Genomic DNA, 14,459 nt, shown 5'->3' with positions numbered 1-14,459 from the left:
GGCACGGGGCCCTCGGCATCGCATCGCGCGGTCCGGTAGGAGCGGAAGGGGACGCTGCCGTCTGCTCCCGGGCGGATCGCGTGACGGGCCGGGCCCCCTCAAGGCACTCCGAATTGAAAGGGAAGCCATGACGAAGAAGATCCTGGTCACGGAAGACTTGGTGCAGGAGGGCATCGACCTTTTGCGCGAGCACGGCTGCACGGTGGACTTCCTCATCGACCCCACGGCCGATGAGCTGGCCGGGGCCATTGCCCCCTACGACGGGCTCATCGTGCACCCGAACACCGTGGTGGACGCCGCGCTTTTGGCCGCGGCCGAGAACCTGAAGATCATCGGCCGGGCCGGCGTGACCGTGGACAACATCGACATCGACGCTGCCTCGGAGCGCGGCATCATCGTGTGCAACGCCCCGAACTCCAACGTCATCTCGGCCGCCGAGCACACCATGGCCCTGCTCCTGTCCGCCGCGCGGCGCATCCCCGAGGCGAGCGCCTCCATGCACGCCGGCCAGTGGCGCCGGGCCGACTTCATGGGCAGCGAGCTGTACGGCAAGACGCTCGCCATCTTCGGCCTGGGGCGCGTGGGAGGGCTCGTGGCCGAGCGGGCCGCGGCCTTCGGCATGAACCTCATCGGGCACGACCCCTACTGCTCGCCGGAGCGGGCGCTGCATCTGGGCGTCACCCTCTACGACGATCTGGCCCCAGTGCTGGCCCAGGCCGACTTCATCACCGTGCACCTGCCCCGCACCGTGGGCACCCGCGGCATGTTCGGCGCCGACGAGTTCGCCGCCATGAAGGACGGCGTGGTGCTCGTGAACGCCGCCCGCGGGGGCATCTTCGACGTGGCGGCCCTGGCCGACTTCGTGGCGGCGGGGAAGGTGGCCGCCGTGGCCCTGGACTCCTTCGAGGAGGAGCCCTGTACGGCCTCGCCGCTGCACGAGTTTCCCAACGCCATCCTGACGCCGCACCTATCGCCCATGACCCACGAGGCCCAGCGCCGGGCGAGCACCCAGATCGCCGAGGCCGTGGTGGCCGGCCTGGCCGGCGGCATGGTGGCCACGGCGGTGAACCTCTCGCCGCTGCCGCCGGAGGTGCTCGACGCCGTGGGGCCCTACGTGCCCGCCTGCCGCATGATGGGCACCATGGTCAGCCAGATCCTCGGCCGCACGCCGAAGTCCCTGAAGGTGGAGCTGGCCGGCGCCATCTGCGACGCCGACCCGGCCCCGCTCGTGGCCGCCGTGCTGGACGGGGGGCTGTCCTACCGCCGCATCGGCTCGTTCACCGCGGCCAACGCCGATGCCGTGGCCGCCCGCCACGGCATCGCCCTGACCACGTCGGCGGTGCGCGATGCCCAGGAGTACGCCAGCTCGGTGCGCCTGACCGCCGACGGCATCGAGGTAGGGGCCACGCTGTTTGGCACCGAGCACACCCCGCGCATCATCTCGCTGCTCGACTACAAGATCGATATCGCCCCGGCCCGCTGCTCCCTTGTGTTCGAGTATGTGGACGCCCCGGGCCGTATCGGCACCATCGGCACCATTCTGGGCGAGGCCGGCGCCAACATCACCACCATGCAGATCGGCACGAAGCCCGAGGACTCCTGTGCGCTCGTGTACATGAATGTGGAGGGGGATGTGGACGGGGCCGTGCTCGATCGCCTGCGGGAGGCCATCGACCTGCGCAATCTCTGGAAGATAATCCTGTAGGGGCATCCTGTGCGCTGGTTCTCGGCCCGAAGAGCCGCCCCGCCCGTCGCGCTTCCGGCTCGGTGCCATCCCGTTTTCCGCGCGGCGGCGCCGCGGTGGGGCGGGCGCCATCGGGCGCGCCGATGATAGGCCATCGGAACTTTTAACTGCTTTTGGCGGTGCCATCGCGAGGTGGCGCCGCTCGTTTTGCTATGATGCTCTCGGTCAGTTTTGCCCGCGCCGCGCGACGCGGGGCCACGGAAGGAAAGAAGGAACGGCATGACACGCAAGATCGACATCTTCGACACCACGTTGCGCGACGGCGAGCAGTCGCCCGGCGCCTCCATGAACACCGAGGAGAAACTGGTCATCGCGCGTGAGCTCCTTCGCCTGAACGTCGACGTCATCGAGGCCGGCTTCCCCATTTCCAGCCCGGGCGACTTCGAGAGCGTGCGCCGCATCGCCGAGCTGGCAGGTGACGCCGCCACGGTGTGCGCCCTCACCCGCGCGGTGGAGAAGGACATCGACTCGGCCGCCGACGCGCTGCGCTACGCCAAGCGCCCCCGCATCCACACCGGCATCGGCGTGTCGCCCTCGCACATGCGCGACAAGCTGCGCATCACCGAGGACGAGTGCGTCGAGCGCGCCGTGAAGTGCGTGAGCTACGCGAAGAAGTTCGTCGAGGACGTGCAGTTCTACGCCGAGGACGCGGGTCGTTCCGACTTCGCCTTCCTGGCGCGGGTCATCGAGGCGGTCGTCGCCGCCGGCGCCACGGTGGTGAACATCCCCGACACCACGGGTTACTCGCTGCCCGAGGACTTCGGCGCCCGCATCAAGTACCTCATGGACCATGTGAAGGGCATCGAGAACGTCACGGTGTCGGTGCACTGCCACAACGACCTGGGCATGGCTACGGCGCTGTCGCTCGCGGGCGTGCGCAACGGCGCCACGCAGATCGAGTGCACCATCAACGGCCTGGGCGAGCGTGCGGGCAACACGGCCATGGAGGAAGTGGTCATGGCCATGCGCATGCACGGTGCCGAGCTGGATGCCCACACCGACATCAATACCCGCGAGTTCATCAAGGCGAGCCGTCTGGTCAGCTCTATCACGGGCATGAACGTGCAGGCCAACAAGGCCATCGTGGGAGCCAACGCCTTCGCGCACTCCTCGGGCATCCACCAGGACGGCGTGCTGAAGAAGCGCGACACCTACGAGATTATCGACCCGGCCGAGGTGGGCGTGGGGGCCAGCCAGATCGTGCTGACGGCCCGCAGCGGGCACGCGGCCTTGAAGCACCGCCTGGAGGAGCTGGGCTATGTCTACGAGGGCGATGAGCTCGACCGCATCTACACCGCCTTTCTGGATGTGGCCGACAAGAAGAAGGAAGTCTACGACGAGGATCTGGAAGCCCTCGTCAACGAGAGCGACCGCGAGCTGACGGCGCTCTACACCCTGGAGGGCGTGCAGGTGAGCTGCGGCTTCCCGTTGAAGCCCACGGCCACCGTCACCCTGTGCGGGCCCGAGGGCGACGAGCGCACCGTGTGCGACTGGGGCACCGGCCCCATCGATGCGGTGTACAAGGCCATCGACCAAATCGTGCAGGTGGACAACGACCTGTCCGAGTTCGCGGTGACGGCCGTTACCCGCGGCATCGACGCGCTCGGCGAGGTGACCGTGCGCGTGAAGGCCGCCGGCGGCGAGGTGTACGTGGGCCGCGGTGCCGACGGGGACATCATCGTGTCCTCGGCCAAGGCCTATCTGAACGCGCTCAACCGCCTGCTTGCCGAGAAGCGCTAGGGCGCGGCGCGGTCGCGCGCCGGAAAGCGCGCCCCTTGGCTCCGCGAAGCCGACGGCCCGTCCGTCGGCTTCTTCTTTTCCCAGGTGTTTTCGTGTATGATACGCCGATACCCTAGGAGAAGGAGAGGCTATGGCTGAGGACAACAAGCTCGGGCGCAAGATCACGACCCTGCGCGAGGCGCACCACCTGTCGGCCCAGGATCTGGCCGATCGCTGCAGTTGCGACGTGGCGCTCATCGAGCAGCTGGAAGGCGGGGAAGTGCCCGCGTCGCTCGCGCCCCTCATCAAGCTGACCCGCGCCCTCGGGGTACGCCTGGGTACTCTGATGGATGACGACGAGGACTTCGGGCCGGCCTATATCAGCGCCGAGGCCATGGCCGAGGTGGAGCGCGTGAAATCGCTCCAGACTGCCAAGGACGCCGGCGACCTGGCCTATTTCAGCTTGGCCGCGGGCCGTCCGTCCCGCCATATGGACCCCTTCATCATCACGGTGACCCCCACCGGCGAGGCCACGCACAAGCTGGATTCCCATGAGGGGGAGGAGTGGCTCTACGGCATGGAGGGCTCCATCGAGATCGAGTACGGCAGCGAGACCTACGTGCTCGGCCCCGGCGAGTCCATCTACTACGACTCCATCGTGCCCCACCAGGTGCGCGCCCACGAGGGCCAGAACGCGAAGTTCCTTGCTTGTGTATATACCCCCTTTTAGGAGGCGCAATGACTGAAGAGCAGAACGCTGCGCCGGTGCCCGGGTCTCCGGATTACCCGCTGCACTCGGAACTGACCCTTGGCGCCTACCTGAAAGAGCAGGTGGCGAAAGACCCCGACCACGAGTTCGTGGTGTATCCCGACCGCGACCTGCGCTGGACCTACCGCGACTTCGACGAGCGCACCGACAATCTGGCCAAGGGTCTTTTGGCCATCGGCATGAAGCCGGGCGATCACTTGGGTGTGTGGGCGCGCAACATCCCCGACTGGCTCACCTTCATGTACGCTTCCGCCAAGATCGGCGTGGTCATGGTGACGGTGAACCCGGTGTACAAGTCCCACGAGCTGGACTACGTGCTGAAGCAGTCGGATATGAAGGCGCTGTGCGTCATCGATGCCTACCGCGACGTGGACTACCTGAAGATCATCCGCGATCTGGTGCCCGAATCGCTCAATGTGCAGCGCGGGTTCCTGCGCTCGGAGGAGTATCCCTTCCTGGAGAACCTCATCTACATGGGACCCGAGAAGCACCGCGGCTTCTACAGCGTGCCGGAGCTTCTGCTGCTCGGCCAGCACAAGCCCGACAGTTCCCTGGAGTGGGCCCAGGGCCAGTTCGACAACAATGACGTGGTCATGATGCAGTACACGAGCGGCACCACGGGCTTCCCCAAGGGCGTCATGCTCACCCACCGTAACATCCTGAACAACGGCTTCTACATCGGCGAGGGGCAGAAGCTGGGCGCGTGCGACCGCGTGTGCCTGCCGGTGCCCTTCTTCCACTGCTTCGGCTGCGTGCTGGGGGTCATGGCCTCGCTCACCCACCGCTGCACCATGATCATCGTGGAGGATTTCGACGCGGGGCTCGTGCTGCAGGCCCTGCACAAGGAGCGCGCCACGGCGGTCTACGGCGTGCCCACCATGTTCATCGCCGAGCTGAACCACCCGGATTTCGACTCCTTCGACCTGTCCCATCTGCGCACGGGCATCATGGCTGGCAGCCCCTGCCCGCCCGAGACCATGCGCGAGGTGATGGAGCGCATGAACATGCGGGATGTGACCATCTGCTACGGCCTCACCGAGACGAGCCCCGTGTTCACCCAGACCTCGGTGGACGACGACATTCCCCACAAGTGCGAGACCGTGGGCCGGGCGCACCCGCCCGTGGAGGTGCGCATCCTGGACCCGAACGACGGGCACATCTGCGGCCCCGGCGAGCATGGCGAGCTGTGTTGCAAGGGCTACAACGTCATGAAGGGCTACTACAAGATGCCCGAGGAGACGGCCAAGGCCATCGATGCGAACGGCTTCCTCCATTCCGGCGACATGGGCACCGTTGACGAGGACGGCTACTTCCGCGTCACGGGCCGCATCAAGGACATGATCATCCGCGGCGGCGAGAACATCTACCCCCTTGAGGTGGAGAACTTCCTGCTCACCATGCCCGGCGTGCTGGATGCCCAGGTGGTGGGCATCCCCGATGCGAAGTACGGCGAGATCGTCGGCGCCTTCATTCGCGTGCGGCCGGGCCACGAGGCCATGACCGAGGATGACGTGCGCGAGTATGCCATCCCGCGCATCGCCCGCTACAAGGTGCCCAAGCGCGTGTTCTTCGTGGACGATTTCCCCATGACCCCTTCCATGAAGGTGCAGAAGTTCAAGCTGCGCGAAATGGCCGAGGAGCTGGTGAAGACCGGGAAGTAGCTGGCACTCGGCGGAAAACGGGCTTCCTGCGCCACCCGCGCAAAGAAGGGCTCGCGGTTCGCTCGCGGGCCCTTCTGCGTTATCGGGGCGGCTTTTTCGCACCGCAGGGCGCCGATAGGCAAGGAGTTCGGCGACCGGCCCGACATCCCCAAGACCGATCCGGTGATCTCCATCACCCGCGACGGTGAGGAGGTCGATGCCATCGACCCCAGCCGTCCGGGCACCTATGTGGTGACGGCCACCTATATCGACGATGACGGCAACGTGAGCATCGTGCGACGCACCTACATCGTGGGCGCTGACGAGGCCCTGCGCGATCCTTCGGCCCCTCAAGAGCCGGCAGGGGAGGAGGCTGGCGGCTCCGACGGCACCACCCGCCTGAGGCTGCTCGCCGCTACGGGCGATGATGGTGCATGGCCCGTGGCGGCCGGCGCCATGGCCCTTCTCGGCGTAGGGGCGGCTCTGGGCGCTCGGCTCCGTCTGCGCCGTTCCTGAGGCTGAGCCTCTCTGCTCAAAGTCACCCGCACGGGAGCGGCCCTCGGGGCCGCTCCTCTTCGTCAGAGCCGCGGGCTCTGGCTCGTCCGGCGGGCTTTCTGCCGGCCCGCATCGCTCTCTTCGCTGGATTGAAGTCGGCGCTTCCGGCAAATCAGGTACACTGGGCCGTGCGAAAAACCCGCTGCGGCGGGATGGTCTCCCGAGAAAAGGAGCTGCTGTGAAGCGTGCGCTCACCCCCGGTACCTTCGACCCCATCACGGTGGGGCACCTCGATGTCATCACGCGGGCCGCCCAGCTGGTGGACGAGGTGGTGGTGGCCGTGGCCGTATCGGCGAAGAAGCGACCGCTGCTGTCCCTGGACGAGCGCGTGGCCCTGGCCCGGGAGGCCACGGCGCATCTGCCCAACGTCACCGTGGAGCCCTTCGATGAGCTGCTCGTGGATTTCGCCCATCGCATGGGGGCCCAGGCGGTCGTCAAGGGCCTGCGGGCTATCACCGACTTCGAGTACGAGTTCCAGATGACGGCCCTGAACTACCAGCTCGACCAAGAGTTGGAGACGCTGTTCATCATGTCCACGCCCCAGCACATGTACCTGTCGTCGTCCATCGTGCGCGAGATCGCGTCCCTGGGCGGCGATGTGTCGCAGTTCGTCACCCCTGCTGCGGCCGAGGCCCTGCGCCGCCGCTACGCCGAGCTGGCGGAGGCGCAGCGCTAGGGGTATGGATCTTCGCGGTCTCTGCCGTCAATGAGCAGAAGGCGCCCCGAGGGGCGCCTTCCGTGTTCCCGAATGAAAATGAGGCTGATCCGACCGAACTTAGGCCAGCGCGTACTTCGCGGCGTTGGTGCCGGCGTTGCGGCCGAAGGTCATGCAGTCGGCGATGGCATTGCCGCCCAGGCGGTTGCTTCCGTGGATGCCGCCCGTGACCTCGCCGGCGGCGTAGAGGCCGGGGATGACCTTGCCGTCGGCGGAGACGGCCTCGGACTCCACGTTCACGTGGATGCCGCCCATGGTGTGGTGCACCGTGGGCACCTTGCGGCAGGCGTACCAGGGGCCGTCCACCATCTCGGCATCGGCGGTGTTGTCGGCCACGAACCCGAACTCGTCCTCGGCGCCGCCCACCACGGCGTTGTAGGCGTCGATGGAGGCCTGCAGGTTCGCGGCGTCCACATCCATGGCCTTCGCGAGCTCGTCAACGGTCTCGCCGGTCACGATGTGCTGCAGGGCCAGCATGTTGTTGATGGTGGCGCCGTTGGCATCGGGCTCGTCGGGGTCGGGGTAGCGCAGGGTGTTCACGACCACCCAGTAGGTGCCATCGGGCTGGGCGAAGATGTTCTTGCACAAAACGTCGCGCTCGGCGCCCTCGTTCACGAAGCGCTTGCCCTCCTTGTTCACGAAGATGCGGTTGCGGCCGGAGGTGCGGATATCCTCCATGAGGCCCGTGCCCGGAGTGCCGCAGGGGTGCAGTTGGATGTCGGACAGGCCGATGAGCTCGGCGCCGGCCCCTTCGGCGAGCGCCAGGCCCTCGCCCTGGGCGCAGGGCTTGATGTTGGTGCAGCCGATGGAATCATCCAGCACGACTTCCTTCCACACGCCGTCGTTGACCGACTGGCGGTACTCCACATTGGCGCCGAAGCCGCCGGTGGCGATGACCGTGGCCTTGGCGTTCACGGTCACCTCGCCGGTACCGTCGTAGAGGGCCTTCACGCCCACCACGTCGCCGGCCTCGTTGGTGATGAGCTCGGTGGCCTGCATGTCGTTGAGCAGGGTGATCTTGTCGGCGTTGTCGGCGATGAATTGCTGGAACGAGCGGATGTAGGTGTTGCCCGACGGGGTGGCCGGGTAGTGGCTGCGCTCGCCGAGGGAGCCCGTGGCGCTGCCGCACTCGTCCTTGAACTCCACGCCCAGGCTCTCCAGCCAGTGGACGGAGTCGAGAGCGTTGTCGGTCAGGTAGTGCACCAGCTCCGGTGTGCCCTGCTCGTGGCCGCCCTTGATGGTGGTGTCGTAGAACACCTCGATGGAGTCCTCGATGCCCTGCTTGCCCTGGCGTTCGGGATCCACGGCGTTCAGCGCGCCCTCGGACACGTTCGTGGAGCCGCCAGTGATGCCGCACTTCTCTAGCACGATGACGTTGGCTCCGGCCTGCACGGCCGCAATGGCCGAGGCAAGGCCCGCACCGCCGCCGCCCACGACGCACACGTCGGTGTCGTAGGTGGCCTCTACGGCCGGCTTGGCCGGGGCGTCGGCAGCTTGGAGGGCTTCCAGAGCGCCGGCCTGCTCGGCGCAGTCGGCCAGGCCCTCCTGAAGCGACATGGAGGAGAGGGTGGCGCCGGTCACGGTGTCGATGTTGATGGTCTGGTTCTCGACAACCTGGTCGGAGAGGGCCTTCAGGGCATCGGCGCCCACGCCGAGGGATTCCTGATTGGCCGTGGTGTCGATGGCGGTGATGGCATCGTCGGAGAACGTCACGGTCATGGTGTAAGGGGCGTTGTGACCTGTCACCTCGGCGGTGTAGGTACCGGCCTTCCAACCGCCGGCAGCTGCCTCCTCGCTGCCGGTGTGCGGTGCGCAACCGGAAAGTCCGAAGCTCGCCAGGCCTCCCCAGATGCCGAGCACGGCCGCGCCCTTGCAGAAGGTGCGGCGGGAGATGCCGTTTGTGGGAACGTGGGCGGATGTGCGGGTCATGATCGTTGCCTCCTTATATCGGCACTGCGGATTGTCAGCATCCGGAAAGCCGCTCGACCCAGCCGTGGTTTCAATTCGCCGAGAGCCCAGGCGAATGCCTTGGGTAGACTTTAAGGCGTCACGGCGATATAACCCTATGTCAATAGATCAGTGTTGTGCATGTGCATATTATGTGTTCCTATCTTGAAACGTGCGTTATGAAATTGTCTCTGCACGCGGGCCTCATCGTGCTACAGGGTGGGGAAGGGATGAGAACGCGGGCGGGGGCGATGCCCCCACGGGCCCTGGGCCGGCATATTTCGACCCGAAAAGGGACGAAGCCGCCCGAGGGCGGCTTCGCGAGGGGCGTGGTGCCGGGTGGACAGCTGCCGGGCACCTACGTCTGGGGCTGGGCATACGGCCCAGGGTGCCGGGCAGTTGCGGTGCGGGTGCCCGTTTTCGTCCCGGTTCTAGCGGGTGCGGAGCAGGCGTCGTCGGGCGAGGAGGAGGGCAAGGGCCGCCGCGAGGGCCGCCCCGGCCCCCAGGGCGAAGCCGGCCGCCAGCTCGTCGCCGGTCTGGGCGAGGCGCTTGGCGCGGATGGTGGTGTCCTCGTCGGGGTCGCCCTCGGCCGGCAGCACGCCGCCCTTCTCATTGGTGCCGAGCGGGTAGGCCGCCGGGCTCTCTACCTTCTCGCTTACGCGGTCGAAGGCCTCCCAGCCCGCGGGCGGGTCGAAGGGCTCGCCGGCGGCGGGGTGGGTCCCGTCGGGATCCCACTGGGAGGGCAGCGTGCCAAGGGCAGCGGCCACGTTGCCGATGTCGGCCCCCACAGCCTCCTCGGTCACCACGGCGTCGAAGGTGAGAACGACCTCATGACCCCCGTACAGATGGCCCGCGGCCACCGACAGGCGCCGTGTCCGGTCATCGTAGGCGCTGTCGGGCACTGCGATCTCCGTTCCATCGTCCAGAGTCATGCGGATGGACTCGCTCACCGGCTCCAGGCCAGCGGGCACGTCGTCGCGGATGACGGCGTCCATCCAAGCTGTGGCCGGCCCCTCGTTCGCAAGCACGATGCGGTAGCGCACGGTGTCGCCCACCCGGGTCTTGCCGTCGGCGCTCGTGGTGTTCTCGGCGGTCTTGGCCACCGTTACATCGCCGTCGGCCGGGTCGTCGCCGATGAGGATGGGCGGCTCGGCCGACGGGGTGCCGGCCACGGGCTCGTCGGTCGGCGGGGTGGTGGGATGGCCGGGCTCGGGGTTGGTGGGAATGGAATCGGGCCCGACGGAGGGCACCGTGCCGTGGGCGAAGGCCACGTTGGCGTTGTCTGCGCCCACAGCCTCCTTCCCGACGATCACATCGAAGACGAGCACGGCGCTCTGGCCGCCCCACAGGTCGCCAGCGGTCACCGCGATGGTGCGCGAGGCCTTGTCGTAGGCGGCGTCATCCACGGTGATCTCGCGGTCTCCCACCGTTAGCTTCATCGATTTCGCCACCGGCTCCATGCCCGTCGGCAGCGGGTCGGCGATAACGGCGTTCAGCAGGCAGCTGTCGGCCTCTCCCTTGTTCTTCAGGGTGATGGTGTAGCGGAGCGTATCTCCCGAGCGCGTGACCTTGGCGGCTGGATCCGTGAGGTTCTCCACGGCCTTGTCGGTCTCGATGGCCCCCGTGCCCGGGTCGGCCGGGGCCACGGTCTCGGGGCCGGCCGGGCAGGCCGGGGGAGTGGAGGGCGTCGGGCCCTCGCCGGGCTTCGCGCCCGGGTCGGGGTCCAAATCCACATCGGGGCCGGCCGGGTCGTCGGGGTTGGGGCGCTTGCCCGCGGCAGAGGCCACGTTGCCCAGGTCCACGGCGTCGGCGTCGGAGAAGTCCAGGCCTGCGGCCACGGTGCACTCGAAGGTGAGCGTGGCCGAGGACCTGCCCCAGACGATGCCCGCCGGCACCGCGAGGGTGCGTCGGCTGCCGGCGCCGGGGTCCGACAGCGAGAACTTGCCCGTGTCGGCGGCGGTCACCGCCGCGGCGCGCTCGAGGGGCTTGCTCGCGAGGCCGTCCCGCGGGTTATCCAGCTTCACCGTGGCCTCGTCCAGCACCATGCAGGCCGGCAGCGGGTCGGTGATGAGCACCTGGGTCCATGCCGAGCCGGCCGCCCCGTTGGAGGCCTCCACGGTGTAGCGGATGCGGTCTCCGGGCTGGGTGGGGCCGTCCGGGTGCGTGAGGTTCTCAGCCTTCTTGGCGAGCTTGGGGGCAGGGGCGATCTTCGGGTTCGCTCCCACGGTCACATCCAAATCCCAGGTGGTGCCCGTGTAGGCGCCGTTGGGCTTCTGCTGAATGGTCAGCTTGCCCTCGCCCACGGTCTTCGGATCCAGCACGATGGTGTAAGTGCCGTCGGGGTTGCGCACCGGCTCGCCGGTCTTCTCGTCGCGGATGAAGTCGGCGTCGAACAGGCTGCCGTCCTCGCCGACGATGCTGATGGGGCCGGAGGAGTCGGTCTTGATGGTCAGGGTTACGCGGCCGGGGTGCGGATTGTCATCGGTGGGCTTGTCCCAGGTGGTGGCGATATCGCCCTCATAGGTCTTATCGCCCGGCTTGGTCGGGTCGGCGTCGGGGTCGTCGGGGGTGGGGTCGGGGTCCAGGGTGGCCGAGGGCGGCGGCAGGGTGGGATCGGCCCCGGGCTCGCCAGCGGCCCCGATGTCGGTCTTCGGGTCGATGGGCTCGATGGCCACGTCGGCCTTGGGGGCTTCCTCGGGATCGTCGGCGGGGTTCACGCTCTCCAGGTAGTTGGCCGGGGCGGTGCTGCCCTCGGCCGGCGGCAGGTACTGCACCGACACCACGTGCTTGCCGTCGGTGGTGGCGTCCGGCACGAGGAAATCGGCATCGGAGGGCTTGAAGGTGTAGGTGAACAGCGTGTGGCCGCCCCCGTTGCCGTTCACGATGCGATCTGCATTCTTCTGGCCGGGCTGGGTCACGGCGCGGGAGGCCGCGCGGATGGGGTCGTCCTCCAGGGCGCGGGTGATGGGCGCGGCGGCCTTGTCCTCGAAGAGGATCTCGATGGGCTCGCCCACCTTCTTGCCGTCCATGTACAGCTGCACACGGCCCTCGGGCGGCTTGCAGCTGTCCTTGTTGGCCTTGCCGTCGGGATCCTTCTCGCCGTGGTTGATGCGGGCGGTCACGGCGAGCTCCATGTCGGAGGGGTGCTGCACGCTACCGGCCTGGCCGTTCACCCACTTCGCCTCCACGATCTCCACCGAGGAGGTGGTGGGCTTGATCTCCCACCAGCCCGTGGCGCGGTGGCCCCAGTAGCTGACGGCGAAGTCGGAGCCGGGGGTGGCGTACTGGGTGGAGTCCATGGTGAACTTCATGACGCCCACATCCGAGGGCATCTCGTCTACGATCTCGCTTTCGGTGCCGAGCGGGGTGCCGCCGCGCTTGTCGTAGAGCTGGTACTTGTAGCTGACGGCGCTCTCGTCAGTGAGCTCCTTGCCATCGCTCACGCGGTCGCCGTTGCTGTCGGTGACCAGGCCCGTCAGCGGTGGGTCCTGCTTGCTCAGCTCGAAGGCGCCGAAGGGGGTGCCGTCGTAGTACTTCGTGAGCTTGGCGAGGTAGTCCTCGGGCAGCTCGAAGTCGATGTAGCGCTTGAGGGTGGTGCCTCCCTGGCCGGTATCGGGGTCGCGGAACAAAGGCTCGATCTTCTGCACCGTGCCGTTCTTGTCGGTGTAGGAGAGGTTGACGGTGATCTCCTTCTCGGTGGCCGTCTTGGGAAGCCACAGGAACAGCTTTCCGTTGCTGAAGCGGGCCGGGGCGCCGTAGGGGTAGTCGGCGCCGCCCACCTTGAGGTTCCAGTCGGTGATGCGCTCGTCCAGGTTGCTGTCGGTGATGCCGGCCTCGTTGTTGCGCTTCGCGATCTCGCTGCCCAGGTCGATGGTGATCATGAACACCTTGTTGTCGTCGCTCTCGTCCACGACGAGGCTGCCGTCATCGTTGTGGGAGAAGCTGCCATAGGCATAGCCGTAGGCATCCTTGTTCTCGAATTTGGAGCCGTCCTCCACGGTCTGCACCGAGCCGCCGGTAACGACGACGTACCCGTTGCGGCCGCCGATATCCACAAAGCTGGCCGCGCTCTTCGAGCTGTCGGGCAGGATGGTGCCGCCGGAGATGATGATGGCGCCATTGCGGTTGTCGGTAGCGCAGCCGCGGCCGATGGCGTTGCCGTGCACGGGAGCGATGGCGTTGATCCAGCCGCCGTTGATGCGTATGGTGCCGGTGCTCAACTGTGAGTCGGGGGCGCTGGCGTTGCTCTCCACCCGTCCGCTGTCGATGGAATCTTGGAAGAGATAGGCCTGCTTGCGGCCCCACCAGCTGGTGTTGTACCAGGCGGCCAGGCCCGTGCCGATGGCAGCGCCGTGGTAAGCGCCTTGGGCGGTAATGCGGCCGCCATTGATGGTGGTGTACGTGCCGCCACCGCCCTCGCCGGAGCCGATGCCGGCGCCGACGCCGTAATGGTCGTCATCGGCGCTCGAGCCGGTTACGACGAAGCCCTTGGTGTCGATAACGCCGCCGTTGAAGGTCATGTCGCCGGAGTTCTCGAAGCTCGTGCTGCCGATGCCGGCGGCCTGGTGCCCGGCTCGCACAGTGAGGCTGCCGGCGGTTTTGCCCCCCACCTCCTTGGTTTCCAGGAGGGTGAGACTATCATAGCTGTTATGGACGGCGGTGCGCTGGATGCCCTCGTTGTCTACGAACGTGGTGCCGGCGGGAATGCGGCCGTCCTGGGGTGTGATGGGATTGCCGCTGGTATCGACGTTGCGCACCGCATCGTCGATGACGAGATGAGTGCCCTCACCGCAATGGATGCCGGGGGAGTAGCCGCCGGGGGTGCCTTGAAGCGTGTTGGTCGAGTTGTCCTTCAGCGTGATATGCAGGCTCGTCTCGGGGGAGACGGTTGCGCCGTCGGCGTTGCGGCTGCGTTCGATATGGACGGGAACGTCCGATTCGATGTTCACGTTATCGAAGGTGAGGTCGGCCTGGGTGCCGGGCGCAATCCAGATGGTGCCATCCGTGGGGGTACCTGAGGTGGAGAGGGTCAGGGGCGTATCGGAGCAGATAACGAGTTTCTTGAGATGCGAAGTCAAGGGGCCTGTCGAGGCGGCCGGGTTGCCGTTGGCCGGGTGCTCGCGCACGTAGTCGACGTTCTCATAGTAGTAGTCGACGCCCTCGGTACCGCCGGTGACGGCGATGGCGCAGGCGTCGGCGGGGTGGGCGTACCCATCGGGCACTGCGCCGAAGGCCTGCACGGGCATCATAAGCCCGCAGATGAGTACGGCGGCCAGGGCCGCTCGCAAGGGTTTCAGGACTCTTCTCGTCATGGTGCATCTCCTTGGTATGTCGAGGGACTCCCGCCGGTTGGGTGGACGGCGGAAGCCC

The 14,459-nt window shown here is 67.2% G+C and carries 8 protein-coding genes; 6 read left to right on the top strand and 2 right to left on the bottom strand.

Going from position 1 to position 14,459, the window contains the following annotated elements; genetic code table 11:
• Positions 1-127 precede the first annotated feature (127 nt).
• From serA to coaD, 6 genes are all read left to right on the top strand, one after another.
• Positions 128-1,705, top strand: coding sequence for a phosphoglycerate dehydrogenase (serA, locus tag AAK988_RS08130; RefSeq protein WP_135970859.1), 1,578 nt, complete (start codon positions 128-130; stop codon positions 1,703-1,705).
• A gap of 258 nt (positions 1,706-1,963) precedes the next feature.
• On the top strand, positions 1,964-3,484 hold the full coding sequence (locus tag AAK988_RS08125) for a 2-isopropylmalate synthase (RefSeq protein WP_369872478.1): 1,521 nt from the start codon (positions 1,964-1,966) through the stop codon (positions 3,482-3,484).
• Positions 3,485-3,614: 130 nt separating this feature from the next.
• Positions 3,615-4,193 carry a helix-turn-helix domain-containing protein gene (locus tag AAK988_RS08120; protein WP_369872477.1) on the top strand — a complete coding sequence of 193 codons (579 nt, stop codon included), beginning with the start codon at positions 3,615-3,617 and terminating at the stop codon, positions 4,191-4,193.
• A gap of 8 nt (positions 4,194-4,201) precedes the next feature.
• A complete protein-coding gene (locus AAK988_RS08115) occupies positions 4,202-5,893 on the top strand; it encodes an AMP-binding protein (protein ID WP_369872476.1) in 1,692 nt (563 codons plus the stop codon).
• Positions 5,894-6,055: 162 nt separating this feature from the next.
• Positions 6,056-6,388 (top strand): DUF5011/hyalin repeat domain-containing protein, encoded by a 333-nt coding sequence (locus tag AAK988_RS08110; RefSeq protein ID WP_135970863.1) that lies wholly within the window; start codon positions 6,056-6,058, stop codon positions 6,386-6,388.
• Positions 6,389-6,605: 217 nt separating this feature from the next.
• Positions 6,606-7,103, top strand: a complete 498-nt coding sequence (gene coaD, locus AAK988_RS08105) for a pantetheine-phosphate adenylyltransferase (protein WP_151429948.1) — start codon at positions 6,606-6,608, stop codon at positions 7,101-7,103.
• Between the two features lie 99 nt (positions 7,104-7,202).
• On the opposite strand, the gene AAK988_RS08100 is transcribed toward coaD, so the two are convergent.
• Together AAK988_RS08100 and AAK988_RS08095 are read right to left on the bottom strand one after the other, a co-directional pair.
• Positions 7,203-9,071 (bottom strand): flavocytochrome c, encoded by a 1,869-nt coding sequence (locus tag AAK988_RS08100; RefSeq protein ID WP_369872475.1) that lies wholly within the window; start codon positions 9,069-9,071, stop codon positions 7,203-7,205.
• A 449-nt stretch (positions 9,072-9,520) separates the two neighbouring features.
• Complete coding sequence (locus tag AAK988_RS08095; RefSeq protein ID WP_369872474.1) at positions 9,521-14,401, bottom strand: hypothetical protein; 4,881 nt, start codon at positions 14,399-14,401, stop codon at positions 9,521-9,523.
• Positions 14,402-14,459 lie beyond the last annotated feature (58 nt).

Origin of the sequence: Adlercreutzia muris (assembly GCF_041223505.1) — a bacterium.
GTDB lineage: Bacteria > Actinomycetota > Coriobacteriia > Coriobacteriales > Eggerthellaceae > Adlercreutzia > Adlercreutzia muris.
The sequence above is the reverse complement of the archived record's forward strand: the minus strand, read 5'-3'. Positions and strand labels throughout refer to the sequence as shown.